This window comes from Mycobacterium sp. IDUB_5 (genome assembly GCF_055419565.1).
The window spans coordinates 30,201-55,965 of record NZ_JBVAXX010000004.1; the positions used below are offsets into that span (position 1 = coordinate 30,201).

A 25,765-nucleotide genomic window follows, 5' to 3' on the forward strand; every position below is an offset into this window, starting at 1 on the left:
TGATGGATGATCTGAATCGACGAACGAGGGGGGGTGCAGTCATGCTGCGCCACCTTGGGTGGTCGCCATGTCATGCATATCGAGCGCCTCCTTGCGGCAACGGGATCAACGCAGGCTTCTCTGCGGGGGAAGCGGATTCCTGCTGCGCGTTCGTGCCAGCGGCGGCACCGTACGATTCACATACGGTGCCGCCGACCGGGGCGGGCGCGGAGGAGTCCATCTCGGCAGCGGAAACAGCTGCGTCCCAAGCGTGATGGCCGTTCTTGCGCCACCAGGCTTTACCCAGCGCCGGCAGGGTGTCGATCGGATCGAAGTACGGGTACGCCCGGTTCAGAGCGTCACCGTCCGCACCCTCCAGAACGGTGCGGTAATTCTTGTTCCAGTAGGAGATTCCGAGGTTCTGATCGTAACGAACGACCTGGTGTACCCACCGTTTTCCGACGAAGGGAACGTCGCAGACCACACGTGGTGTGGCGAAGCCGGGCAGATAACCCATGATCGACAATTGCAACTGCTGAGCCTGCCACAGCGGTGTTCGCCAGTGCTCGGCGTTCGGAATCATGTCGCACATGTAGAAGTAGTAGGGAAGGATGTTGGCCTCACCCTGCAACGCAAAGCACAGATCGAGAAGGTCTTCAGTGGTGGCGTTGACTCCGCGCATCAGGACACCCTGGTTTCGCACATCCCGTAGCCCGGCGTCGAGCAGACCGCGGGCTGCGGCGGCGACGAGGGGGGTCACCGATTGCACATGATTGATATGCGTGTGTAGCGCCAGATTGACGCCGCGCTCGGCTGCGAGGCGCGCCACCCGGCTGACCCCGTCAAGCACCTTCGGCTGCAGCCAATGCTGCGGCAGTGCAGCCAAGGCCTTGGTTGCCAGTCGGATGTCTCGGATCGTGTCGATCTCGAGCAATTGGGTGACGAACGATTCCAGTCGCGGCCAGGGAGCATTACCGACATCACCCCCCGAGACCACGACATCACGGACCGTGGGTGTAGCTCGCAGATAATCCAGCATCTGTCGTTGCCGATCGGCGGGCTGAAGCGTCAACCTGGTCTTGGTCACCGACGGCGTCGAGTTGCCGACCAGATCCATCCGCGTGCAGTGTCCGCAGTACTGCGGACACGTCGACAGCAATTCAGCGAGGACCTTGGTCGGGTATCGATGGGTCAATCCTTCTACGACCCACATATCGCTCTCGTGCAGCGAGTCTCGCTCTGCGTAGGGATGCGAACACCATTCGGGTTGACGGTCGCTGAACACAGGAAGCATGTAGCGCCGGACCGGATCGGCGTAGAACAACTCAGTGAGTGACTGCGCCGAATCCCATTGCGGTGCCATGGTGTTCAGCATCTGCGGTGGCAACAGCATCGACATCGTCGCCCGATGCCGCTGGTCGGCGGCCAGGTCGGCATAGAACTTCTCCTCGAGGAGTTCGCCCACCACCGCGCGGAGTTGACCGATGTTCTTGAGTGAGTGCGCGCGCTGCCATTGCGGATCGTGCCAGTCGGAGGGGGATACATTCGCCCAACCCGGGTACCGCCGCCAGTCCGGCTCGACCAACAACTTGCGCACGTACATGTACGGCTGTTCGGCGACCGCGGTGACGCCGGTCTCGTCACTTTCGACGACTGTTGTCATCAGACCAGCGCCTTCCGCGAGTTGTTTCTGGCATGTGCTGTACCGATCACTTCGGCCGCGGTCCGTTGCCCTGATCTGATCGCGCCTTCCATCAAGCCGAAGTACTCCAGGCTGGTTTCCGTACCTGCCCAATGAATCCGGCCATGCGGCTCGGTCAGTACCGGCCCGAGGCGAAGCCAGTCGCCGGGACCGAACAGCGCGGCGTAGCAGCCCCCGCTGTACTTTTCGGCCAGCCAGTCGGTCACGGAGCAGGTAACCGGTGGAGGAAGCTCAGGGAAGAGCCGCCCGATATGGGCGAGTGCTGCAGCCTCCTGATCGCCCGGTGGCAACGCAGAGAAGGCGGATGCTGCAGCTCCGGTGACGAATCCCGTCAGCACCCCCGCGGATTCGTCGGGTGGCGAGTCATCGACCGTCGAGAGCAGCGGCCCGCTGGTGCTCACCGACCACCCGGACAGTCCCCCCTCACGCCACATCGGAGCTCGGTAACCCAAGTGGACCTTGATGGCGCAGCCGCGACCCGTGGCGGCGGTTGCGCGAGGCGTGCACAGAGCCGGACGGAAGTCGATGCGCTGCGCCAGAAGTGGCGGTAAGGCGACGATCACGCGATCAGCACGAAACTCGACCTCTGGGTGGTCGGTGTCGACGATGCATCGCACCACCACACCGTCATCGTCCTGATCGATGGCCACGACCGGGTGATTCAGGTGCACCCGATCACCGAGTTGATCAGCCAGGGCCTTGGTGAGCAGGTGAGCGCCACCGTCGATTCGCCACTGCTGCGCCCCGCCCTCGAAAGCGTTCAGATATCGGATTCCCCCACCCGACCGAAGGTAGAAAGCCATGTGTAGAACAGAGATTGCCGCGGGATCGGCGGCCATCATCTCGCCGAGAAACAAGGGGAAGAAGGCGTGTGCATCTGGACGCGCGATCCCGTCGGCAAGCCACCGTTGCGCAGACAGATGGTCGAGGCGATGGGCATCGGGTGTCAGCCACGGTGCATTCGGCCGGACTGTCTCAACCAGATCATCGAGACGGTCGAACAGGTCGCCGAGTGCGATGGCGTCCAGCGGCGGCATCCTGCTCGCGGTCGTCGTGCGTTGGCCGTCGATCAGGAAGGTGCTCTCGCCAGTCATACCAGTGGACACGAGGTTCAGTCCGTACTCGCTGACGAGGTGGAGCAGCTCGGTGTGCTGCCGTCCGAGATAAGCCGCACCCCCGTCGGCGACGACATCCGGGGACACCGGCACACCGCGCATACGACCGCCCACACGGTCGCGTGCCTCCAGGACGGTGACCTCGGCGCCAGACGCGGCCACGTCGCGGGCCGCGATCAAGCCCGCGAGGCCGGCTCCGACCACGATGACGTGCGCATCTGCCCGAGTCATGGCGCCACGGCAGCGACGAGGTCGAACAACGATGTCGCCGTGGGGTTCTCGACGAGGTCGTCATACACGAGTTCTATTCCGAAGTCGCGAGCGATCGCGCTCAGCACCCTGGTCGCCAACAGCGAGTCACCCCCGAGCTCGAAGAAGTCGGAGTCTTCGTCCACCTCGGTGGTTCTGAGGACTCGCCGGAAGATCTGGACGATATGATCGGGACTCACCGTTTCGCTCCTTGGTTGTTTCTGTTCACGACAGCTCGCCGTGTTCCCGCGCGATCGATTTTTCCGTTGGCGTTGTACGCCAGCGCATCGACGAAATTCACGCGGGAGGGCACGAATTGCGCTGGTAGGCGCTCACGGAGGTAAGCCTTGAGTTCGGAGCCGGTGGTCGGTCGACTCGCAACCACGTAGGCCGTCAACGACGTTCGCCCCAAGACGCGCTCGCCGACCACGACGGCGCCGGTGACCGCCGGATGCGTGTTCAGCTGGGTCTCCACCTCGGCAGGATGGACGCGCACACCGAGTACTTTGAGCTGTTCGTCGGCGCGACCATGCGAAAACAACGGGCCGCCTTCGGCACGGCTGACCAGGTCCCCGGTGCGGAACCAGCGAGCCGGCCCCGTTCCATGGTCTGCGAACGCGAACGCGGAGGCAGTCGCCTCGGGCAGGTCGAGGTACCCGGTGGCCAACCCCGGGCCGGACACCAGCAGCTCACCGTCGTCGGTGACATGGTCACGCACGTGAGGCAGTGGACGACCGATCGGCGCCTCCGCGTGCGCCCCGATCTGGGGTTCTGTTCCGGGACCGCTCAGTTGTGCCGCGTGCGTGATCATCGTCGTCTCGGTGCACCCGTAGGTGTTGAGCAAGCAGACATCGTCGAGACCGAGACCCCGCCACTGCTGCAGACGAGTGGGATCGACTCGCTCGCCGCCGATCACGACGAGCCGCACGCTGTCCGGCATGGAGACCCGCTCCTCGTGCAGGAAGAGTACGAGTTCATGCCAGAACGCCGTGGGCAGATCGATGACGGTGATCGCCTGTTCTGCGATCATGCGCACGAAAGCCGGGAACGAGCCGCAGTGAGCAGCCTCGTCGAAGATCAGAGCCGACCCCGCAGTCAGGGCGGGCAGGATCTCCTCCAGGCACGTGTCCCAACCAAGCGAGGCGAACTGCAACACACGGTCGGCAGGGGTGAGGGCGAAAAGCGAACGCAGTGCCCGCACCGTGACGGTGAGCGCGTAGCGCGAAACCACGACGGGCTTGGGTGTGCCGGTCGAGCCGGAGGTACACAGAACATACGCGGGGTCGCTCGGACGCCAGCGCAACTCCGGGAGGTCGCTGTCGGCCTCCACCCGCGGAGCCTGGGCCGCGGACAGCAGACGGTCGACGCCCATCGCCGTAGTGAGCGCGTGCACCCGCCCGGCCGGCAGCGCGGCGTCGATGGGGCAATATGTAGCCTGGGCCTGCAACACTCCCAACAGCTGACGCGCCACAGCGGGATGGTGGGAGGCCAAGACACCGACACGACCGGGCAGCCTGTTGACACCAGGTGTCTCCGCGTGCAGATGCAAGGCCGCGACACGAACCTGATCCTCGAGTTCCCGGTACGTGATGGCCGTCCCGTTGTGCACCAGCGCTGGCCGGTCAGGCCAGTCGCGCACTGCGGCAATGAAATCATCGATGACGTCTGCTACGTGCTCGGCTTCGCATTGGGCGAGATGCGCGGTCGACAGTGCGTCGTGAGACATGGATTTCCAGCTATCGAGGCTTCGTTCGACCGACGACTCGATCGCTCGCTGCAGTTGCGGGTTCATGGGACTGTCACCCGCTTGGCGATATGTTGTGGCACATCTGCACAGGGCCACCGTCGCGTGTTCGTCGGTTCATCGAGGAGTGGAGAACCGCTGGCGGCAAGCACAATTCGGTCGGTGTCTCTTTCCAGGACCGCAATCGCCCAGGAGCCCCGGACCCGGCTGCGCACCGCATCAACGAGGTCACCGCCGTCGCGCCGCCGATCCTCGATGAGGTGACAGAGAACTTCACTGTCGACCGGGGTCGTGAAACTGTTTCCGGCGCAGGCGAGCCCGGCGCGCAGGCTGGACGCCCTTCGCGTGTGACCGATCCCCACCCCGGTGAACTTGGTTCCTGCACACCGACCCAGCAGCGCCTCAAGGGAACTACTTCGTAACCCGACCCGCAGGTTGTCCAATGCCGGCCGGTGTGTCCGGCAGGCGATGATTCCGCACATCACCAAACTCCTCGTTCGTCGCCAGCGGATGTGTGTCGGTAATCCGCGATGGACGACCCTGTTGCGAGAGACGGATCCTGACAGTTCACAAGCGAAACATGTGCACGCGATGCGTCGTTGTCGACTGCGCACTGCGATGCACTGCGATGCGAGAGGGACTCGTCCGGCCCCGGCCGGTTCCCTATCGCCATCGCTGTCTCGCAACGACTTTCATCTTCCCCCGCAAACACATCTTCACTATTGACGACCTCGCTACCGTTCGTACATGGACCATGAGAGCGATTTTCGGACTGGACCCGGAACTGAATCGAGATCTAGTACGACGAGAAGTCCTCCGCTGCAAAGATGTTGCGGGCGAGCGCGGCGGCCTCTTCCCGGCTGCTGACACCGAGCTTGGTCAGCACACTATGCACGTGATTCTTCACAGTGTGGACGGCGATACAGAGCCGGCCCGCGATCTCGCGGTTCGCCAGTCCCGCCTCCAACATGCGGAGGATCTGGATCTCCCGAGCGGTGAGAGGTAGTTCCCTGGCTGCGGGCCGCCGACGCTGTGAAGCCAAGGTCGACAGACGCCTGAGCAATATTGCCGACACCGCTGGCGAACAAAATGATTCACCAGCAGCAACTCTGTGTATCAACACAAGCAGGTTGTCGAGAGATTCCGTACGGAGGTGATAGCCCGCTGCGCCGGCCTCCGCGCACGCGACGATGCCCGATTCGTCCTCCTCGGAGACACCGACGGCGACCACGCGCACATCTGGGCCAAATCTCGATGCGTGTCGTAACAACATCGCGCTATCAGTGGTTGCCATGTTCAACAAGATGACCTGCGGGAGTGAGGTTTTGATCTCGTCAACCAACGACGTCAGATCCCATGCCACGCTGACCCCTACCACGCCTGGCTGTGCCGCCAGAACACCCACCAGACAGTCGCGATGGAGTGCGCAGTCGTCGACGATCAGAATCCGGACGTCACGGTGCGACTGGAGTGCGCTCACTACCGTGTGGCGCGCGTCCGCTCCGTCGTCTTTTCGCACGAGCCGGTCCAGGAACTCGACGGTCGAATGCTGCAGTGCCAGTGGACCGTTGGGCGAGCGTCTACCGACGGGATGCCGATCATAAGTTGCTCCGCGACGGTCACCGTCGAATGGGGCCAGATCGTCGGCCCTTGCGATGTCGTCATCATTCCAGGACGACAGCAGTGGGCGGATAGGCGGAAGCTCATTCATCTCGAGTCCCACCTCCGACTCGAGACGAAGGCACAATCCCACCGTCTCGCCCCACACGCAGCTGTGTCATCACTGGCCCTCCCCCCGGATACCGGCTGTGTCAACGTGTGTCGCGGGAGAGGGTTGATCACAGTGTGATCCGTTCGCCGACTCACCGAGAACGCGATGCAGAGCTAACTCGTCTGGCACCAACCACTATCGGGGTCGTCAGAACTGCCGTACATGGGTCATCGGAGCCAACTTTGACTAGATCGGGATACAGGCCCCCGACGGTCGCCATGGTCCACCCGCAGCCTGTGGAACGCCGCAGCAGCCTCGGCGCGGGTGTTGACCCCCAGCTTTGTCAGCAGGTTGTGCACGTGATTCTTCACGGTATGAACCGCAATGGACAATTCGCGCGCGATGTCCTGGTTCGACCAGCCTAGTTCCAGCATGTGCAAGACCTGGATCTCGCGCGCCGTGAGTCCTGAATCCTTGGTTGCAGATCGTCGTGAACCAGCGACAGTGGGCACCCTTCGAAGGAGCGTTGCTGCGATTTGCGGCGGGCACCACGTTTGTCCCTCCGCTACGAGATGGATCAACACCACGAGGTCGGCCAACGAATCAGCCTTCATGTGGTAGGTCGCCACTCCCGCCTCGGCACACGCGAAGATCATGTTCGGGTCGTCTTCGGGAGTCGCGACCGCGACCACGGGGACCTCTGGCCTCAATTTACGAGCGGCCCGCAGGAACGTGTGCACCTTGTCGGCGCTCATGTTCAGCAAAATCATCTGCGGTGCAGCGGATTCCAGGGCACCGATCAGGGAGGGCAGGTCCCAGGTAGTGCGGACGCGCGGTATTCCGTTCGATCTCAGTGCCGAAGCCAATGCTTCGCGATACAGCGCGCAGTCATCGACGATCAACACCTTGCCCAGGACTGCTGCGCGCGAGTCACGTTCGGCCACGGGGGCCGTCGCGTCCGCCGCGGACGCAGACCATCGAGTCCGGCTTCGATTGCTTCCCACAATCTTGTTGATCATCAAACGAATCGACGTCACTTCCGTCGGCGTAGTCAGCACTGCATGGTTCCTCGATCGGCCTCGGAGGCGCATGGGTCGTCGGTGCGAGCATCATCGCGGCAATCACAAATGGCGCTGACGGCGCCGTTGGCGCCGCAGCTCCTGCCGTGAAGGGTGCCGACCCCGACGAGTCGACCGAACGGGGGGGCGGTCGACTGAGCGGGCGCCGGGGTCGGCACCGGTTCTTGGAATGGCATCGCTGCCATCGCTGCTGATGATGTCGTGGGACCGTCGAACGGGGCGCGTGGTGAAGCGGGAAGCTCGATGCGAAGCCGTGTTGTTCCGACGAACAGACATGCCACCTCCCCTCAGCAGCTGCGAGGAAGAGTCGGCGATACTCAGATGCATCGGGCTAAGCGAAATCCGCTAACCCACACCCCGCACGTCAACTATCGGCAGCGACGGGGCCCGCGTACATGGATCGATGGAGCGATTTGTCACGCGGGACCCGGTCTAGATCCCACAGGTGACGCAGTCAGCGCAGAGACCGGCAGAAGGCCGCCGCTTCAGCGCGCGTACGGACACCGAGCTTCCCCAGGACGCTGTGTACGTGGTTTTTCACCGTGTGCACCGCGATGCAGAGTTCGTCGGCGATGTCCTTGTTGGACAGACCCTGCTCGAGCATCCGGAGGATCTGCATCTCGCGCGCGGTCAGATCCGGATCACCGGGAACGGACCGCCGCTCGGTTGCCGCGGTCGACAGGTACCTGAGCAGGATCGCCGAGATCCGGGGCGAACACACAGACTCTCCAAATGCGACCCTGGCGATCAGGTTTCGCAGCTCACCCAGGGACTCGCTTCGTAGATGGTAAGCGGCGACGCCGGCTTCTGCGCACGCGATGACATCGGTCTCGTCCTCATCGACGATCCCTATGACGATCACTTTGGCTGTCGGGCACAGCTGTCGTACGCAATGCAGCAGTGAGATGCTCTGGTATGTCAGAAGATTGAGCAGAACGATACGTGGCGGTCTGGACAGGGCTGCGCTCAGTGAATCGAGACTCCATGCCATGGCGGGCCGCGCCACTGCGTCGCCGGCAAGGATGGTCGCGAGGTTCTCGCGCTGGAGGCGGGAGTCATCGACGATCAGGATGTCCTCGACCGGCAACTCCAGATGTACCCCGTCGGCGGAAGTGGCTCCGCCGAGGCGGGCTCGGCGCCGTTCAGACTCAGTGATCGGCAGACTCGACGGAAAGTTCGGCGTGCACACGCCTTGCCGTCCACCTTCGCTGTCGAGGAGTGCCGCGATCTCGCCGTCACTGCGGGCGTCATCGCGCGAACTGTGGTCACCCCATCTGTCGCGAACCGCTGGTACAGGAGTGCCGACCGAGTCCCACATCTGAGTCATCGTCGGGCCCCGCGTTTTCGTCCGTCGCGAATCCCTGCCACGTAGCGCATGGCCTCACCCGAATGCTCCCCTGACGCCATAGCGCCCCCCTTCGCCGCGCCTCGGACATCTACATTATGTAAGTTTGCTAGATTTGCAGTCAAGTGTGAATTTTTTGAAATCCGATTACTAGTTGTGTCGGCAACCACCCAATATGTTGACGCCTCCGCAAACACCGACTGTTTTGCCTGCTAGTAGGCCTAGCGACCACGAGACCCCGCACCTGCGCGATGACGGCAGTGCGCAAATCGGACAACGAAATCACCGCAACGTGCGCGCTGTCCTCGGACGATGATGCACGCCGGAAAGCTCCGGGATCTGTCACTTTCGCGTCATAAATTTGCTGGAAACGTCAGCCGAGAATCAGTCCCGAGGTCGGGACGCCGGTACCCGCGGTCACCAGGACGTGTTCGACGTCAGGAACCTGATTGACGGAGGTGCCGCGGAGCTGGCGCACACCCTCGGCGATGCCGTTCATTCCATGGATGTAGGCCTCCCCCAGCTGACCGCCGTGGGTGTTGATCGGCAACCTGCCGCCGATCTCGATCGCGCCGCCAGCGATGAAGTCCTTCGCCTCACCCTTACCGCAGAAGCCCAGTTCCTCGAGCTGGATCAGCGTGTACGGGGTGAAGTGGTCGTACAGGATGGCCGTCTGGATGTCGGCCGGATTCAACCCCGACTGCTGCCAGAGTTGCCTACCGACGAGCCCCATCTCGGGCAGTCCGAGTTCGTCGCGATAGTAGGAGTACATCGTGAACTGGTCGGCGCCGGCGGCCTGTGCGGCAGCCTCGATGACGGCGGGCCGGTGCTTCAGGTCTTTCGCCCTCTCGGGTGTGGTGACCACGATCGCGACGCCGCCGTCGGTCTCCTGGCAGCAATCCAGCAGGCGCAGCGGTTCGGCGATCCACCGGGAGTTCTGATGATCCTCTATGGTGATCGGCTTACCGTAGAAGTGCGCCTTGGGATTGGTGGCGGCGTGCTTACGATCGGCCACCGAGATGGCCCCGAAATCACTACTCGTGGCGCCATATTCGTGCATATAACGCTGCGCGATCATGGCCACGGATGCGGCAGGGGTGCTCAACCCGTGCGGATAGGACCAGCTGTACTCGACCCCACGAGAGTCCGCGTTGGCCGTCAGACCCGTCGACACCTGACCGAAGCGGAACTCCGAGCGTTCGTTGAACGCGCGGTAGGCGACGACGACCTCGGCGACACCGGTGGCCACCGCGAGCGCGGCCTGCTGCACGGTCGCGGCCGCCGCTCCACCTCCGTAGCCGATCTGGCTGAAGAAGCTGAGCTCGCCGATACCGGTGGCGCGCGCCACGGCGGTCTCCAGGTTGGAGTCCATCGTGAACGTCACCAGACCGTCGACGTCCGACGGTGCCAACCCCGCGTCGTCGAGCGCGTCGAGCACGGCCTCGGCCGCCAGACGCAGTTCGCTGCGCCCTGAGTTCTTCGAGAAGTCCGTGGCGCCGATACCGGCGATGGCCGCCCGGCCGGACAGTCCCCCGGTCACCGGGCACCACCGAACGACAATGTGGCCGTGGCGATCACGTGATGTCCCAGACTGTTGCTGCCCGTGACCTTGGCGGTGACGAGATCGCCGTCGACGGCGGTCACCTCACCGCGGAACGTGACCGTGTCGTAGGCGTACCACGGCACACCGAGACGCAGCGAGATCGATCTGATCACCGCGGTGGGACCGGCCCAGTCGGTGAGATAGCGCTGCACCAGCCCGGTATCGGTGAGGATGTTGACGAAGATGTCCTTGGAACCCTTGGCCTGCGCTTTGTCCCGGTCGTGGTGGACGTCCTGATAGTCACGGGTGGCGATGGCTGTGGACACGATGAACGTCGGGTCTGCATAGAGGGCGAGCTCGGGCAGCGTGGTGCCCACCTCGAAGGACGGCACGGTCGGTGCACTCATGATCGCGGCTCCCATGCGTACAGGGTCCAGGCGGGGCTGATGTCGCTGTCGGGGAAGTCGAGATAGGTTGCCGTGACAGGCATTCCGATCTTCACATCGGCGGGATCGACACCCCGGAGCTCGCCGAGCATGCGGACCCCCTCCTCCAGTTCCACGAGCGCGATCACGAACGGCAGGGTGCGCCCCGGCACCTTGGGCGCGTGGTGGACGACGTAGCTGTACACGGAGCCGTTGCCGCTGGCCACGAGGTAGTCCACCGGCTCGTCCTTGTCGGCCCACACCGCGGGCACCGGCGGATGCTGCAGGCTGCCGTCGGGACGACGCTGGATGCGCAACTCGTGGGCCACCACCCCGTCCCAGAAGAATTTGGTGTCCCGCGATGACGCCGGACGCATCAGTTTGTCCGGGTCCAGATCCTCGGGCACCACCGGGCCGTCCGCCTTGCTCGGCGCGAACTTCATGATGCGCCACTTCATCTCGGCGACCTTCTCGCCGTCGCCGACGGTCCAGGTGATCAGCTGGTTGATGAAGTAGCCCTCGCCCAGCGCGGTCTGCTTGGGTCCGACCACATCGGTGATCTCGGCGTGTATCTCGACCTCATCGCCCGGACGCAGGTACCGGTGATAGGTCTGCTCGCAGTTGGTGGCGACCACGCCGACGAAGCCGGCATCGTCGAAGAGCGCCATCATCCTCGACAGCGGATCATCATCGGAGCGACCCACACCGAGCCCGCCCATCGTCCAGACCTGGATCATCGCCGGCGGCGCGACGATGCCGGGATGGCCGGCGGCCTTGGCGGCGGCCTCGTCGACGTAGATCGGATTCGTGTCACCGATCGCATCCACCCAGTGGTGGATCATCGGCAGGTTCACCGGATCGGGACCGCGGCGCGGCTCGCTCCTGCCCGCGGCAGTGATCTCGTCGATACCGGCGCGCAGATCGCTCACCGTGAAACCCTCGGGACCTTCAGCCCCGAGGCGGCGATCTGCTCACGCATCACCTCGTTGACCCCGCCGCCGAACGTGATGACCAAGTTCCGCTTGGTCATCTTGTCCAGCCAGTCGAGCAGCTCACCGGTCTCCGGATCCGCGGGATTGCCGTAGCGGCCGACGATCTCCTCGGCGAGCCGACCGACATCCTGGATGCGCTCGGTGGAGAACACCTTGGTGGCCGCGGCGTCGGCGATAGCGATGGTCTCGCCCGACGCAGCCACCTGCCAGTTCAGTAACTCATTCACCCGCCAGATTGTCTTGATCTGGCCCAGAAGCCTTTTCACGTCGGCTTGCTCGATCGGCGTCACCCCGTCCGAACCCGGTTTGGACGCCCACGCATGCACCTGGTCGTAGATGCCCGCGACTCGGCCGGCCGGACCGAGCCCGACCCGCTCGTGGTTGAGCTGGGTGGTGATCAGCTTCCAGCCACCGTTCTCCTCGCCGACGAGCATGTCGGCGGGGACCCGTACATCGTTGTAGTACGACGCATTGGTGTGGTGCGCTCCGTCGGACAGGATGATCGGCGTCCAGGAGAAGCCGGGATCCTTGGTGTCGACGATGAGGATCGAAATGCCCTTGTGCTTGGCCGCTTCCGGATCGGTGCGGCACGCCAGCCAGATGTAGTCGGCATCGTGCGCGCCGGTGGTCCACATCTTCTGGCCATTCACGACGAACTCGTCGCCGTGCCGGATTGCCGTCGTCCGCAGTGAGGCCAGGTCGGTCCCCGCGTCCGGCTCGGAATAGCCGATCGCGAAATGGATGTCACCGGAGAGGATTCCGGGCAGGAACTTCTTCTTCTGCTCGTCGGTGCCGTACACCTGCAGCGTGGGGCCGACGGTCTGCAGCGTGACCAGTGGCAGCGGGACGTCGGCGCGGTTGGCCTCGTTGACGAAGATCTGCTGCTCGATCGGGCCGAAGCCCAGGCCGCCGTATTCCTTGGGCCAACCGACACCGAGCTTGCCGTCCGAACCCATCCGTTTGATGACGGCGCGGTAGGCCTCGTTGTGCCGGTTCGACGTCATCGCCTCGGCTTCTTCGGGCGTGATGAGCGTTGAGAAGTATTGGCGGAGTTCGGCTTGCAGTGCCCGCTGCTCAGGGGTCAGTTCGATGTACATTTACGCTCCCACCAGATCGAGACGATGCGTCGGGCCGCCGAGCACGCGGGTCAGGTCCTTGATCGAGGAGAAATAGCGGTCCATCGGATAGGTGATGTCCATGCCCATCCCGCCGTGCAGATGGTGGCACAGCCGCATCGCCGGCGGCGCCTGGGACGTCAGCCAGTACCCGAGGATCGCGAGGTCGTCATCGGCGTCGAGGCCTTGGGACAGCAGCCACACCACCGACGTCGACACCAGCGAGATCGTGCGGGAGGCGATGTACACCTCGGACAGCTGCGCCGCCACGGTCTGGAATGTCGAGAGCGGCCGGCCGAACTGCTCGCGCGTGGCAACGTAATCCGCCGTCAACCGCAGGGCCCCGGCCACCAGCCCCGCCGCGAAGGCACCGAAGCACGCCAGCACAACCTGGTTCACACGGTGCGCGTCGGCACCGGCCAGCACGTCGTCGTCGGCGACCGCTACGTCGCGGAACGTCACCACGTATTCGTCGGCCCCGGCCGCCGAGGGCGTCTTCGTCGTCGAGACACCGTCGGCGTCCCCACGCACCACGACGACGCCCGAATCCGCGGTGACGAGCAACCATTCGGCCTCGGCGGCGTATCCGACGGCGAGCTTGGTGCCGTTGAGCGCGCCTCCCGACAACGTGGTCGCTGGTCGATCAGGCTGAGATGAACCCGGCTCGTTTAGGGCGACGGTGAGCACCGAACCCTTGGCCAGGCCGGCGAGACAGCGATCCTGCTGCGCCGTAGACGCCACATCGAGCAGCACCGCGGCCGCAGCGAGCGTGACCGGCGCCGCACTGATGGTGCCGTGCCTGCCGATCTCGGTCAGGGCGGTCGCGATCTCGGCGATGCCGAGGCCGTCACCACCCAGGCGCTCGGGGGCGGCCAGCGCGAGAACGCCTCCGGAAACCAGTGCGTCCCATGTGTTGTCGCGGTCCAGCACGGACGTCACCACGTCGGCAACAGCCTGCTGACCCTCGTCTGGAGTGAAATCCACCCGACTCCTCCTCGAGTCTCGATGCGTCAGTGACTGACCGGACAGCCCTGCCCGTTGTAATCCACCTGCCAGTGCTTGATGCCGTTGAGCCAGCCCGACTTCAACCGCTCGGGCTCACCGATCGGCCGGAGATCCGGCATGTGATCGGCCACGGCGTTGAAGATCAGGCTGATCGTCATCTTCGCCAGGTTGGCGCCAATGCAGTAGTGGGCGCCCGTGCCGCCGAAACCGACGTGCGGATTGGGGTTGCGCATGACGTCGAAACTATCCGGATCGGTGAACACGTCCTCGTCGAAGTTGGCCGAGCGGTAGGACATCACCACTCGCTCACCCTTCTTGATGCTCACTCCGCCCAGCTCGGTGTCTTCGAGCGCGGTGCGCTGGAACGCCGACACCGGGGTGGCCCAGCGCACGATCTCGTCCGCGGCGCTCTCCGGGCGCTCCTTCTTGTAGAGCTCCCACTGATCGGGATTCTGCGAGAACGCGATCATGCCGTGGGTGATCGAGTTGCGGGTGGTCTCGTTGCCCGCAACCGCGAGCATCACCACGAAGAACCCGAACTCGTCGTCGGAGAGCTTCTCCCCGTCGAAGTCGGCCTGGATCAGCTTGGTCACGATGTCCTCGGTCGGGTTCTTGGCCCGCTCCTCGGCCATCTTCATCGCATAGGTGATGAGTTCGAACGACGACATCGCGGGGTCGACGTCGGCGTACTCCGGATCTTCGCCTGCAGTCATCTCGTTCGACCAGCGGAAGATCTTGTCGCGGTCGTCCTGCGGGACGCCGAGCAGTTCGGCGATCGCCTGCAGCGGCAGTTCGCAGGACACCTGCTCGACGAAATCACCGGTGCCCTCGGCCTTGGCCGACTCGGCGATCTTCTGCGCGCGCGCCCGCAGTTCCTCCTCGAGGCGTCCGATGGCCCGGGGGGTGAAGCCACGGGAGATGATCTTGCGAAGCCGGGTGTGCTGCGGCGCGTCCATGTTCAACAGGACAGCCTTCTGGAGGTCGATCGCATCGCGCGTCATGTCCGCCGGCCACGTCGGGATCGCGCCGTCGGGCGAGCTGCCGAAGATGTCGTTGCGCTTCGACACCTCCTTGACGTCGGCGTGCTTGGTGACGAGCCAGTAGCCTTTGTCGCCGAAGCCGCCGGTGCCGCCGGGGATGTCGACCCAGTGGACGGGCTCGGACTTGCGGAGTTCTGCCAACTCCTCGACGGGTAGACGCTCGAGATTGAGACTCGCGTCGAGGAAGTCGAAGTGCGGGCTGATCGGGCAGGTGTTCGGGCCTGGCATAGGGAAGCGCTCCTCAATTGCAACGTGTTCTAGTGCCAGTAAAACATGCCTCCACCGCAGATAAAAGGCACAGCGGCATCGCCGCTTGTCAGAGTAATGAAACGTGTTCTAGCCTGACGCCATGGGTAACCCTGTGATCGTCGAAGCCACCCGAAGCCCCATCGGGAAGCGCAACGGCTGGCTGTCCGGGCTGCACGCCACCGAGCTGCTGGGCGCGGTCCAGAAGGCGCTCGTCGACAAGGCCGGCATCGACGCCGCCGGGATCGAACAGGTGATCGGCGGCTGCGTCACGCAATACGGCGAACAGTCCAACAACATCACCCGCGTGGCGTGGCTGACCGCGGGTCTGCCCGAGCACGTCGGCGCCACCACCGTGGACTGCCAGTGCGGCAGCGGCCAGCAAGCCAACCACCTGATCGCCGGATTGATCGCGGCGGGGGCCATCGACATGGGCGTCGCGTGCGGCGTCGAGGCGATGAGCCGGGTCGGCTTGGGGGCCAACGCCGGACCGGACCGGTCGAAGATCCGCGCGCAGTCGTGGGACATCGACATGCCCAACCAGTTCGAGGCGGCCGAGCGAATCGCCAAGCGCCGCGGCATCACCCGTGAGGACATCGACCGCTTCGGGTTCGATTCGCAGCGCAAAGCCAAGCAGGCGTGGGCCGAAGGACGTTTCGACCGGGAGATCAGCCCGATCGAGGCTCCGGTGCTCGACGAGAACAAGCAACCCACCGCCGAGAGGGCGCCAGTCACCCGCGACCAGGGGCTGCGGGACACCACGCTCGAGGCCCTGGCATCGCTGAACCCGGTGATGGAGGGCGGTATTCACACGGCGGGCACGTCGTCGCAGATCTCCGACGGAGCGGCGGCGGTGCTCTGGATGGACGAAGAGGTCGCGAAGGCACACGGCCTGCGACCCCGGGCGCGGATCGTCAGCCAGGCCTTGGTCGGCGCCGAGCCGTACTACCACCTCGACGGGCCGGTGCAATCGACCGCCAAGGTGCTCGAAAAGGCCGGGATGAAGATGGGCGACATCGACATCACCGAGATCAACGAGGCGTTCGCATCCGTCGTACTGTCCTGGGCCCGGGTCCACGAGCCCGACATGGACACGGTGAACGTCAGCGGTGGAGCGATCGCGCTGGGGCATCCCGTGGGCAGCACCGGCAGCCGGCTCATCACCACCGCACTGCACGAGCTGGAGCGCACCGACAAGACGACGGCGCTGATCACCATGTGCGCCGGCGGTGCGCTGTCGACCGGGACCATCATCGAGCGCATCTGATGGCGGTTCCCGACGCCGAGCGCATCGCCGCGGCGCAGTCATACATCAGCGCACTGGCCAGCCACCGCGCCGACGACGTGCCGTTTGCGCCCGGATGCACCCGCGTCGAAGTCGGGCTCAAGACCGGCTTCTCGGGAGATCACCTGCGCCGCAGCCTCAATCGAGGTCTGCAGTACCGGGTCATCGAGAAGGTCTCCGCACCGGAGTTCACGATCGACGGCGACACGGTGCGCGCGCAGTTCGAGCTCTCGACCAAACCCAAGATGGGCGGCCGCAGCGTCGGCGCCCGCATCGACGAGACGTTCCTCATCCCCGCTGACGACCCGGCGGGTCGCGCGCAGATCCACCACATCAACGCCTCGATCCGCCCCTTCCTGTCGCGATAAGGTGCATCCATGGCCAATCCGCCTCGCCCGCTGAGTCCCAAGCAGATCGAAGGCCTCAACTCGGCCAAGGTCGGCACCGCGATCAAATGGATGTCGAAGGCCAATACGTGGCTGTTCAAGAAGTCGGGCGGCAGGCTCGGCAATAAGTTCTTGCGCGGTGCCGAAGTCGGCATCCTGACCACAATCGGCCGCAAAACCGGCGAGGCCCGGGACAGTCCGTTGCTGTTTCTCCAGGAGGGCCGTCGCATCGTGCTCGTCGCCTCACAAGGCGGCCGAGCCACCAACCCGATGTGGTACCTCAATCTCCGGGCCAATCCCGAGATCACCTTCCAGACCAAGAAGGAAACCCTAAAACTGGTCGCCCGCGATGCCACCGTCGCTGAACGCGAAGAATACTGGCCGAAGCTCGACGCCATGTATCCGGACTTCCAGAACTACCGCTCCTACACCGATCGCAAGATTCCGATCGTCATTTGTGATCCGGCCTGAGTCAGGCCTCGAGTCAGGCCCCGTACACCGGTACCGCCGGGCGGGCCTTGCCGAGAAGATCGGCGACCACGGGTCCCAGTTCGGCCGGGTCCCACTTCGCGCCCTTGTCGATCTCCGGTCCGTGCGCCCATCCCTCGGCGACGCGGATCTTGCCACCTTCGACCTCGAACATCTTCCCGGTGACGTCGCGGGATTCCACGCTGCCCAGCCACACCACCAGAGGCGAGATGTTCTCTGGCGCCATCGCATCGAAATCCCGACCCTGCGTGGACATCATGTCCGCGAACACCGTCTCGGTCATCCGGGTGCGCGCTGACGGCGCGATCGCGTTGACGGACACGCCGTAGCGCCCCATCTCGGCGGCGGCCACGAGCGTGAGTGCCGCGATCCCGGCCTTCGCCGCACTGTAGTTGGCCTGTCCGACGCTGCCCTGCAGGCCCGCCCCCGAACTGGTGTTGATGATGCGGGCGTCCACGGCGTCGCCCGCCTTCGACTTGGCGCGCCAGTACGCGGCCGCGTGCTTCATGGTGGCGAAGTGGCCCTTCAGATGCACCGCGGTGACCGCGTCGAACTCTTCTTCGCTGGTGTTGGCGAACATCCTGTCGCGCACGATGCCGGCGTTGTTCACCAGGACGTCGAGTCCACCGAACGCGTCGACAGCAGTCTGGATCAACCCCTCGGCCTGCGCCCAGTCGGCGACGTTGGCACCGCTGGTCACGGCTTCGCCTCCGGCAGAGACGATCTCGTCGACGACGGACTGGGCGGCACTGCCGCCCCCGGCCGGCGATCCGTCGAGACCGACGCCGATGTCGTTGACGACGACGCGGGCCCCCTCAGCGGCGAAAGCCAGTGCGTGCGCGCGGCCGATACCGCCACCCGCACCCGTCACGATGACCACGCGGCCGTCGAGCAGTCCCATTCCCGTTGTCTCCTCTACTTTTTGATGTCGGCGGTGGTGGTGGCCAGGTAGTGCGGCGGCTCCCCGCCACCGTGCACCTCCAGCGACGCCCCGCTGATGTAGGAGGCTGCCGGCGAAGCGAGAAACGCCGTGGCCCAACCCACGTCACTCGGTCGGGCGAGCCTGCCCAGGGGCACGGTGCGGGAGATCGCGGCGATCGAATCGGCATCTCCGTAGAAGAGTTCGGCCTGCTCGGTCTCGACCATTCCGACCACCACGGAGTTCACCCGCACCTTGGGCGCCCACTCGACCGCGAGCGTGGCGGTCATGTTCTCGATCCCCGCTTTGGCCGCGCCGTAGGCGACGGTTCCCGGTGTGGGCCGACGCCCACTGACGCTGGAGATGTTCACGATCACTCCACCCGAATCCTGCTGCTGCATCACGGTGTTGGCATGACTGGCAACCGAGAGTGCACCGAGCAGGTTGAGCTCCACGATCTTGCGGCTGAACGTGGCAGAGGCCTCGGCGGCAGGCACATACGGCGATCCGCCGGCGTTGTTGACCGCGACGTCGAGCCGGCCGTGATCGGCGACGATGCCGGCGATCAGCGCGGCCACCGCACCGTCGTCGCGGATGTCGCAGGCGCGGAACTCGAACGGTGACCCGTCGACGGGACGGCGAGCGCACGTGACAACAGTGGCACCCTGATCGGCGAACACCGTGCTGATGCCGGCCCCGACACCGCGCACACCACCGGTCACCAGCACCACGCGGCCGCTGAGAGCAAGGCTGATGGCGCTGTCGGATGCGTCGGTCACTGTGCTAGCGTACCAAGCAAGTGCTTGCTTAGGTAGCCACCCCAGGAGTTGCGCATGCCGATCACCACCGCGACGGTGGAGCCGGGGATCGTCTCGGTCACCGTCGACTACCCACCCGTCAACGCGATTCCGTCGCGCGGCTGGTTCGAACTCGCCGACGCGATCACCGCCGCCGGGCGTGACCAGACCACGCACGTGGTGATCCTTCGGGCCGAGGGACGCGGCTTCAACGCCGGCGTCGACATCAAGGAGATGCAGAACACCGAAGGCTTCACCGCGCTGATCGACGCCAATCGTGGTTGCTACGAGGCGTTTCGGGCTGTCTACGAATGCGCGGTTCCGGTCATCGCCGCAGTCAACGGCTTCTGCGTCGGCGGAGGCATCGGATTGGTCGGCAACGCCGACGTCATCGTCGCCTCCGACGACGCGAAGTTCGGGCTGCCCGAGGTCGAGCGCGGCGCACTCGGCGCCGCGACCCACCTGTCTCGCCTTGTGCCCCAACACATGATGCGTCGTCTCTTCTTCACCGCGGCAACAGTCGACGCGAACACGCTGCACCACTTCGGCTCCGTGCACGAGGTCGTGCCGCGTGCCGACCTCGACGAGTCGGCCCTGCGGGTAGCGCGTGACATCGCGTCCAAGGACACCCGGGTGATCCGCGCGGCCAAGGAAGCACTCAACTTCATCGACGTGCAACCGGTCACCGCCCGCTACCGGATGGAGCAAGGCTTCACCTTCGAGCTCAACCTCGCCGGCGTCTCCGACGAACATCGGGATGCGTTCGCGGGCACGGAGAAGGGGTCGAAGTGATGCGGCGGGCACGAGCGAAGCGAGCGGGGAAATAGTGATTCGGCGGGCACGAGCGAAGCGAGCGGGGAAATAGTGTCAGACAAGAGAACGTCACTCGATGACGCCGTCTCGTCCATCGAGAGCGGTATGACGATCGGCATCGGCGGCTGGGGTTCGCGGCGCAAGCCGATGGCTTTCGTGCGCGCGCTGCTGCGCACCGACGTCACCGATCTGACCGTCGTCACCTACGGCGGACCAGATCTGGGCCTACTCTGCTCGGCGGGCAAGGTGAAGCGGGCCTACTACGGCTTCGTGTCCCTGGACTCACCGCCCTTCTACGACCCGTGGTTCGCCAAGGCTCGCACCTCCGGTGCGATCGAGGCGAGGGAGATGGACGAGGGCATGCTCCGCTGCGGCCTGCAGGCCGCCGCCCAGCGTCTGCCGTTCCTGCCGATCCGCGCCGGGCTGGGCAGCGATGTGCGCGCGTTCTGGGGCGACGAACTCAAGACCGTGAAGTCGCCGTATCCGGCCCCGGGCGGGGGCTACGAGGAACTCGTCGCGATGCCCGCGCTGAACCTGGACGCCGCGTTCGTGCACATGAATGTCGGTGACGCACAGGGCAATGCGGCCTACACCGGGATCGACCCGTACTTCGACGATCTCTTCCTGATGTCGGCACAGCGCCGGTTCCTGTCGGTGGAGAAAGTGGTGCCGACCGACGAACTCGTCAAATCCGTTCCACCGCAGGCGCTGCTGATCAACCGAATGATGGTCGACAGCGTCGTCGAGGCGCCGAACGGAGCGCACTTCACCACCGCCGAGCCCGATTACCGCCGCGACGAGAAGTTCCAGCGGCACTACGCCGAGGCGGCAGGCTCCGACGAGACGTGGTCTGCGTTCGTCGACACGTATCTGTCCGGAAGTGAATCCGACTATCAGGCAGCGGTGCGCAAGTTCCAGGAGGCGGTCCAGTGATGTCGGCAACCCGCGCAGAGGTGTGCGCCGTCGCGTGCGCCGAATTGTTCCGCGACGCCGGCGAGATCATGGTCAGTCCGATGACCACGATCGTCTCGATCGGCGCGCGGCTCGCTCGTCTGACGTTCTCCCCCGACATCCTGCTCACCGACGGTGAGGCGCGGCTGATCGCCGACACACCCGCCATCGGAGCGGCCGCCACCATCGAAGGCTGGATGCCGTTCGGCCGGGTGTTCGAGACGCTGTCATGGGGCCGTCGCCACGTCGTGATGGGCGCCAATCAGATCGATCGGTACGGCAATCAGAACCTGTCGGCCTTCGGGCCGCTGCAGCACCCCAAGCGGCAGATGTTCGGAGTGCGCGGCGCGCCGGGCAATACGATCAACCACGCCACCAGCTACTGGGTCGGCAACCACTCGACACGGGTGTTCGGCGAATCCGTGGACAGTGTCTCCGGAATCGGATGGGACAAAGTAGATCCCGACAACCCCGCCTATCGATTCGTCAACGTCTTCCGGGTGATCACCAACCTCGGCGTCTTCGACTTCAACGGACCCGACCACCAGATGCGGGCCGTGTCTCTGCATCCGGGCGTCGAACCCGAGCAGGTCACCGAGAACACCTCGTTCGAGGTGCACGGACTCGATGATGCCGACACGACGCGACTGCCGACCGCCGACGAGCTGCGCATTCTGCGCGAGGTGATCGACCCGAAGTCGTTGCGTGACAAGGAAGTCAAGTGAAGCTGCAGACTCCCCTGACGGAGCTGGTCGGCATCGAGCATCCGGTCGTGCAGACCGGGATGGGCTGGGTTGCGGGTGCGCGCCTGGTGGCGGCCACCTCGAATGCCGGCGGGCTGGGCATTCTCGCTTCGGCGACGATGACCCTCGACGAGCTCAAGACCGCGGTGGCCAAGGTCAAGGCCTCCACCGACAAACCGTTCGGCATCAACATCCGAGCCGACGCCGGCGACGCGAACGACCGCGTCGACCTCCTGATCAGCGAAGGAGTCAAAGTCGCCTCCTTCGCCCTGGCTCCGAAACCCGATCTCATCGCCAAGCTCAAAGATGCAGGTGTCGTGGTGATTCCGTCGGTCGGGTTGGCAAAGCACGCGAAGAAGGTAGCGGCCTGGGGTGCCGACGCAGTGATCGTGCAGGGCGGCGAGGGTGGTGGCCACACCGGTCCGATCGCCACGACCCTGCTCCTGCCTTCCGTGCTCGATGCGGTCGCCGACACGGGGATGCCCGTCATCGCCGCGGGCGGTTTCTTCGACGGCAGGGGTCTCGCGGCCGCACTGTCCTACGGTGCCGCAGGAGTCGCCATGGGCACCCGGTTCCTGCTCACCACCGACTCGACCGTGCCGGACGCCGTCAAGCAGCGCTATCTGCACACCGCGCTCGACGGAACAGTGGTCTCCACCCGGGTCGACGGCATGCCTCACCGTGTGCTGCGTACGGGCCTGGTGGAGAAGCTGGAGAGCGGGTCACCGGTGCGTGGTCTGGCTGCCGCGGTGGGCAACGCGCAGAAGTTCAAGAAGATGAGTGGCATGACGTGGCGGTCGATGCTGCGTGACGGCATGGCGATGCGGCACGGCAAGGACCTGACGTGGGCCCAGGTCGTGATGGCCGCCAACACCCCTATGCTGCTGAAAGCCGGTCTGGTGGAGGGCAACACCGACGCGGGTGTGCTCGCCTCCGGACAGGTCACCGGGATCATCGACGACCTACCGTCCTGCGCGGAACTGGTTCCTGCGATCGTCGCCGAGGCGATCGAGCACTTGGAGAAGGCCACCGGCTGCATCACGCAGTAAGTGGCATCCGGTCGCGAGCACAGTCCATTCCGGACGCGGCGATCATCCATTCGCGGCCCTCAGGCGACTTGGTTGTCGGGTGGTGCGGGTCCGCCGGGTTCTGCGGCGTCGGCCGACGCTTGGGTGGGCTCGTCGTCCTCGGGTGGGCGGAGGAGTCGTTCGGGGGTGTGGTGGGTGTTGACCCGGGTTTGGCCGGTGTCCAGCTCCGGTGGTGGGGTCCATTCCACCTCGTGGCGGGTGTTCATCGCGGTGCTCCAGCCGCCGGGGCCAACGGAGCGGTTGTCAGGTGGGCAGGCCAGGCCGAGGTCGTCGATGTTGGTCAGCCCACCCGCAGCCCAATCGGCGGTGACGTGGTGGACCTGACATCCGTAGGCGCCGACACGGCAGCCCGGTTTGGTGCAGCCACCCTCACGCGCGATCAACATGACCCGCTGCGCCACCGACGCCACCCGCCGCGTGCGGAACAGGTCCAGCGCGGAGCCGGTGGCCCGGTCGAACACCGCCAAATAGTGGCTCGCGTGCGCGCCCATCCGAATCACGTCTTTGATCGGCAGCCGGGTCCCACCACCGGTCACCCCGATCCCGGCGCGGGATTCGAGGTCTTGCAGGGTGGTGCGCACGATCACCGCCACCGGTAACCCGTTGAGCTGACCCACCTCCCCGCTCATCAACGCGATCCGCCCCACCACGAGCAGCGCGTCGTGTTGGCGTTGGGCGAGGCTGCGGTGATCGTTGTCGATCTGGGCCTGCGTCGGCGTCCCCGAGATACAGGGTTCGTCATCGTCGGGGTTGCACATCCCGGGGGCGGCGTATCTGGCGAAGATCGCCTCCCACACCGCGGCCGCCTCCGGCGTCAGATCCGCCCACCACGCCGTCATGCCGTCGCAACCCTGCCGAGATTTCGTGAGCGAGCGTTTGCGGACCCGTTCGGTGTCGTCGGGTTCGGGGCCGTCCTGATCGAGCAGAAACAACTCCAGATCCGCGGCATCCTGAGTGGCCTTGGGGCCGGCACCGACCGCGATGCGCACGACATCGGCCTCGAACTGCTCGCGCGTGACCGTGTCGACGAACCCGGGCAGCTTGTCCACCGCTTTACGGGTGATCTCCACATGCTCGGGCGTGATCCGACCCGAAGCTTGGGCCGCCGCCGTCGCGGGCAACACCGGCGGCAACGGCTCTCCGGTCAGCGACACCCGCGGCCCGAGCAGCGCGGCCTCGGTCAACCGGCGATGCGCTTCTGGGCCGCTGATGCGCCAGCGGATCGCCAGCACGTCTTTCCAGTTCTTCGCCCCCATCGCATGCGGGGTGGTCTCCACCTGCAGCCGCGCCAACGCCCGATGCCGGGCCGCCGGCAACCGGCAGCCCGCCGATTCCACCTCGTCGAGTAGCTCCGTGAGCTCCGCAGCCGTCGCGAGGTCCAGATCGGCAGCGAGCACGCCATCGACGGCGGCCCGCAAGACCGCCACCGCCTCCCGCGCCCCCGACATGATTCGAACATATATTCGACCACCGACAAACCTCGCTATACGATTGTGGCGAAAGCTGACAGCTTCATATCGCGAGAATGAAGCTATAGTCTTCATATGGATGGAGTGAAGCTACAGGCTTCAGTGCCCCGTGCGACGCTCATCGGTGACGTCGTGGGCTCCCGTACGTTCGCCGACCGGCGCGGTCTGCACCGCCGTGTCACTGCGGCGCTGGCCACCGTGACCGAGGGCGCCGTCGATGCACCCGCCCTCACGGTGGGCGACGAATTCCAGGGCGCGTATCCCACCGTCGGGCTCGCGATCGACGCCGCACTCACGCTGCGGCTGACGCTGGCACCGGACGTCGACATCCGGTTCGGGCTCGGCTGGGGCGACGTCACCACCCTCGACGAAAACTCCGGGATCCAGGACGGACCGGGCTGGTGGGCTGCGCGCGCAGCCATCGAATGGACCGCGGCCACCCAGCAGCAACCAGGAATGACGTACGTGCGCACCGCATTCCGAAACGACACCGGCGACGGTGCCGAACCGCGCGCCATCAATGCCGCCCTGATGTGTCGGGACCATCTGCTTGGATCGCTTGACGAACGCTCCCTGCGAATACTCGCGGGGATGCGCGCAGGACGAACCAAGAAGGAGCTGGCGATGGCGGAGGGCATCAGCGCCTCGGCGGTGTCCCAGCGTGCCGGCCGGGCCGGGCTGGATCTGCTCCTCGCGGCCGCCACCGAACTACGGGAGCTGTGATGGGCGCGCTGGCGGTGTTCCTCATCGCCGTCGGCGTCGCCGACATCTGCCGCAAGCTCAGCGCACACCGATGGCCGGCACTGGTCGCTGGTCCGGTCGCCGTGCTCGGCAGCGCCGCCTTGGCCGGGCTCTGGCACCTCGGCGACATCGTCCTCCTCGTCGCCGCGGCAGCAGTCTCCGTCGTCTGGGTGATCCTCGGCGACGCCGCCGAACACACCGGGACGCGGCACGGTCGTGCCCTCACGGTGTTCGGCGCGGCCGCCGTGCTGATCGTCGTGTTCAGCGGCTGGGCGTCCCCGGTGGCCGGCCCGATCGGGTGGTGGCTGCCGTGGATCGGCCTGGCAGAGGTCGACCCGGGCCGGGCGCTGATCATCGTCGGGGTCGTCCTGCTGCAGCTGGTCACCGCGAACCAGCTGGTGCGGCTCGTCCTCGGCGCGGTCGGTGCGGTCCGCCCGGCCGGCGAGCCCCAACCGTCCGACCGCCTCAAGGGCGGCCGGTTGCTGGGCCCGATGGAGCGGCTGCTGATCGTCGGGCTGGCGCTCGGCGGCCAGTTCGGCGCCGCCTCGGCGGTCATCGCGGCCAAGGGCATCATCCGCTTCCCCGAACTCAGCGCCGCGCGCAAGGAATCCGCAGGAACCCGCGACACGGATATCGGTTCCGGAATCGGTTCCGGCATCGATGAGGTGACCGAGTACTTCTTGGTCGGCAGCTTCGCGAGCTGGTTGATCGCACTGGCCGGCCTGGCCCTGACGGCGATCTGAACCTGTCGGGCGAATCCGCCGCGGGCGGGCCGACGCGCTTCTTAGACTCGG

The 25,765-nt window shown here is 65.4% G+C and carries 26 protein-coding genes; 9 read left to right on the plus strand and 17 right to left on the minus strand.

Going from position 1 to position 25,765, the window contains the following annotated elements:
- Positions 1-70: 70 nt before the first annotated feature.
- From ACZY1G_RS13195 to ACZY1G_RS13260, 14 genes are all read right to left on the minus strand, one after another.
- Positions 71-1,642: a KamA family radical SAM protein gene (locus tag ACZY1G_RS13195; RefSeq protein ID WP_463818341.1), complete on the minus strand. Its 1,572-nt coding sequence runs from the start codon at positions 1,640-1,642 to the stop codon at positions 71-73.
- Positions 1,642-3,027, minus strand: coding sequence for a flavin monoamine oxidase family protein (locus tag ACZY1G_RS13200; protein ID WP_463822646.1), 1,386 nt, complete (start codon positions 3,025-3,027; stop codon positions 1,642-1,644). The genes ACZY1G_RS13195 and ACZY1G_RS13200 overlap by 1 nt, the downstream gene beginning before the upstream one ends.
- Positions 3,024-3,245 (minus strand): phosphopantetheine-binding protein, encoded by a 222-nt coding sequence (locus tag ACZY1G_RS13205; protein WP_463818339.1) that lies wholly within the window; start codon positions 3,243-3,245, stop codon positions 3,024-3,026. The genes ACZY1G_RS13200 and ACZY1G_RS13205 overlap by 4 nt, the downstream gene beginning before the upstream one ends.
- Positions 3,242-4,771 (minus strand): AMP-binding protein, encoded by a 1,530-nt coding sequence (locus ACZY1G_RS13210; RefSeq protein WP_463822647.1) that lies wholly within the window; start codon positions 4,769-4,771, stop codon positions 3,242-3,244. Before ACZY1G_RS13210 ends, ACZY1G_RS13205 begins: the two co-directional genes overlap by 4 nt.
- Before the next feature lie 62 nt (positions 4,772-4,833).
- Entirely contained in the window at positions 4,834-5,271 is a 438-nt protein-coding gene (locus ACZY1G_RS13215; protein WP_463822648.1) for a hypothetical protein, read from the minus strand.
- A 314-nt stretch (positions 5,272-5,585) separates the two neighbouring features.
- Positions 5,586-6,500 carry a LuxR C-terminal-related transcriptional regulator gene (locus ACZY1G_RS13220; RefSeq protein ID WP_463822649.1) on the minus strand — a complete coding sequence of 305 codons (915 nt, stop codon included), beginning with the start codon at positions 6,498-6,500 and terminating at the stop codon, positions 5,586-5,588.
- Between the two features lie 227 nt (positions 6,501-6,727).
- Complete coding sequence (locus ACZY1G_RS13225) at positions 6,728-7,558, minus strand: LuxR C-terminal-related transcriptional regulator (RefSeq protein ID WP_463818335.1); 831 nt, start codon at positions 7,556-7,558, stop codon at positions 6,728-6,730.
- A gap of 475 nt (positions 7,559-8,033) precedes the next feature.
- The gene (locus tag ACZY1G_RS13230; protein WP_463818334.1) at positions 8,034-8,897 is read right to left on the minus strand and encodes a LuxR C-terminal-related transcriptional regulator; all 864 of its coding nucleotides are present in this window, start codon (positions 8,895-8,897) and stop codon (positions 8,034-8,036) included.
- Positions 8,898-9,297: 400 nt separating this feature from the next.
- Complete coding sequence (locus ACZY1G_RS13235) at positions 9,298-10,452, minus strand: lipid-transfer protein (protein WP_463822998.1); 1,155 nt, start codon at positions 10,450-10,452, stop codon at positions 9,298-9,300.
- 8 nt (positions 10,453-10,460) lie between these two features.
- Positions 10,461-10,874 (minus strand): MaoC family dehydratase, encoded by a 414-nt coding sequence (locus ACZY1G_RS13240; protein ID WP_463818333.1) that lies wholly within the window; start codon positions 10,872-10,874, stop codon positions 10,461-10,463.
- Positions 10,871-11,821, minus strand: a complete 951-nt coding sequence (locus ACZY1G_RS13245) for a bifunctional MaoC family dehydratase N-terminal/OB-fold nucleic acid binding domain-containing protein (protein ID WP_463818332.1) — start codon at positions 11,819-11,821, stop codon at positions 10,871-10,873. The genes ACZY1G_RS13240 and ACZY1G_RS13245 overlap by 4 nt, the downstream gene beginning before the upstream one ends.
- Entirely contained in the window at positions 11,818-12,981 is a 1,164-nt protein-coding gene (gene fadE29, locus ACZY1G_RS13250) for an acyl-CoA dehydrogenase FadE29 (RefSeq protein WP_463818331.1), read from the minus strand. The genes ACZY1G_RS13245 and fadE29 overlap by 4 nt, the downstream gene beginning before the upstream one ends.
- Positions 12,982-13,983: an acyl-CoA dehydrogenase family protein gene (locus tag ACZY1G_RS13255; protein ID WP_463818330.1), complete on the minus strand. Its 1,002-nt coding sequence runs from the start codon at positions 13,981-13,983 to the stop codon at positions 12,982-12,984. It abuts the gene before it with no gap.
- 26 nt (positions 13,984-14,009) lie between these two features.
- Complete coding sequence (locus ACZY1G_RS13260) at positions 14,010-15,272, minus strand: cytochrome P450 (RefSeq protein WP_463818329.1); 1,263 nt, start codon at positions 15,270-15,272, stop codon at positions 14,010-14,012.
- A gap of 121 nt (positions 15,273-15,393) precedes the next feature.
- Here ACZY1G_RS13260 and ACZY1G_RS13265 point away from each other — a divergent pair, with 121 nt between their 5' ends.
- From ACZY1G_RS13265 to ACZY1G_RS13275, 3 genes are read left to right on the plus strand one after another with little or no spacing between them, the layout of a single operon-like run.
- Entirely contained in the window at positions 15,394-16,557 is a 1,164-nt protein-coding gene (locus tag ACZY1G_RS13265) for a steroid 3-ketoacyl-CoA thiolase (protein ID WP_463818328.1), read from the plus strand.
- Entirely contained in the window at positions 16,557-16,943 is a 387-nt protein-coding gene (locus ACZY1G_RS13270; RefSeq protein WP_463822650.1) for a DUF8021 domain-containing protein, read from the plus strand. Before ACZY1G_RS13265 ends, ACZY1G_RS13270 begins: the two co-directional genes overlap by 1 nt.
- 9 nt (positions 16,944-16,952) lie before the next feature.
- Complete coding sequence (locus ACZY1G_RS13275; protein ID WP_463822651.1) at positions 16,953-17,432, plus strand: nitroreductase family deazaflavin-dependent oxidoreductase; 480 nt, start codon at positions 16,953-16,955, stop codon at positions 17,430-17,432.
- A gap of 13 nt (positions 17,433-17,445) precedes the next feature.
- Here the strand turns inward: ACZY1G_RS13275 and ACZY1G_RS13280 are convergent, their stop codons facing one another.
- Together ACZY1G_RS13280 and ACZY1G_RS13285 are read right to left on the minus strand one after the other, a co-directional pair.
- Positions 17,446-18,351, minus strand: coding sequence for an SDR family oxidoreductase (locus ACZY1G_RS13280; RefSeq protein ID WP_463822652.1), 906 nt, complete (start codon positions 18,349-18,351; stop codon positions 17,446-17,448).
- 14 nt (positions 18,352-18,365) lie between these two features.
- Positions 18,366-19,148: an SDR family oxidoreductase gene (locus ACZY1G_RS13285; RefSeq protein ID WP_463818324.1), complete on the minus strand. Its 783-nt coding sequence runs from the start codon at positions 19,146-19,148 to the stop codon at positions 18,366-18,368.
- A gap of 54 nt (positions 19,149-19,202) precedes the next feature.
- Here ACZY1G_RS13285 and echA20 point away from each other — a divergent pair, with 54 nt between their 5' ends.
- The 4 genes from echA20 (at position 19,203) to ipdC (ending at position 22,722) form a co-directional block, all read left to right on the plus strand.
- Entirely contained in the window at positions 19,203-19,958 is a 756-nt protein-coding gene (gene echA20, locus ACZY1G_RS13290; RefSeq protein WP_463818323.1) for a (7aS)-7a-methyl-1,5-dioxo-2,3,5,6,7,7a-hexahydro-1H-indene-carboxyl-CoA hydrolase, read from the plus strand.
- A gap of 72 nt (positions 19,959-20,030) precedes the next feature.
- Positions 20,031-20,912 carry a cholesterol ring-cleaving hydrolase subunit IpdA gene (ipdA, locus tag ACZY1G_RS13295; RefSeq protein WP_463822653.1) on the plus strand — a complete coding sequence of 294 codons (882 nt, stop codon included), beginning with the start codon at positions 20,031-20,033 and terminating at the stop codon, positions 20,910-20,912.
- Positions 20,912-21,655: a cholesterol ring-cleaving hydrolase subunit IpdB gene (gene ipdB / locus ACZY1G_RS13300; protein ID WP_463822654.1), complete on the plus strand. Its 744-nt coding sequence runs from the start codon at positions 20,912-20,914 to the stop codon at positions 21,653-21,655. Before ipdA ends, ipdB begins: the two co-directional genes overlap by 1 nt.
- Positions 21,652-22,722, plus strand: coding sequence for a (3aS,4S,5R,7aS)-5-hydroxy-7a-methyl-1-oxo-octahydro-1H-indene-4-carboxyl-CoA dehydrogenase (ipdC, locus tag ACZY1G_RS13305; protein ID WP_463818320.1), 1,071 nt, complete (start codon positions 21,652-21,654; stop codon positions 22,720-22,722). The genes ipdB and ipdC overlap by 4 nt, the downstream gene beginning before the upstream one ends.
- Positions 22,723-22,781: 59 nt before the next feature.
- Here ipdC and ACZY1G_RS13310 read toward each other — a convergent pair whose 3' ends face one another.
- The gene (locus ACZY1G_RS13310; protein WP_463822999.1) at positions 22,782-24,224 is read right to left on the minus strand and encodes an HNH endonuclease signature motif containing protein; all 1,443 of its coding nucleotides are present in this window, start codon (positions 24,222-24,224) and stop codon (positions 22,782-22,784) included.
- A gap of 81 nt (positions 24,225-24,305) precedes the next feature.
- Between ACZY1G_RS13310 and ACZY1G_RS13315 the strand changes: the two genes are divergently transcribed.
- The gene (locus tag ACZY1G_RS13315; protein WP_463822655.1) at positions 24,306-24,953 is read left to right on the plus strand and encodes a SatD family protein; all 648 of its coding nucleotides are present in this window, start codon (positions 24,306-24,308) and stop codon (positions 24,951-24,953) included.
- A complete protein-coding gene (locus ACZY1G_RS13320) occupies positions 24,953-25,714 on the plus strand; it encodes a hypothetical protein (protein ID WP_463822656.1) in 762 nt (253 codons plus the stop codon). The genes ACZY1G_RS13315 and ACZY1G_RS13320 overlap by 1 nt, the downstream gene beginning before the upstream one ends.
- Positions 25,715-25,765: the final 51 nt, after the last annotated feature.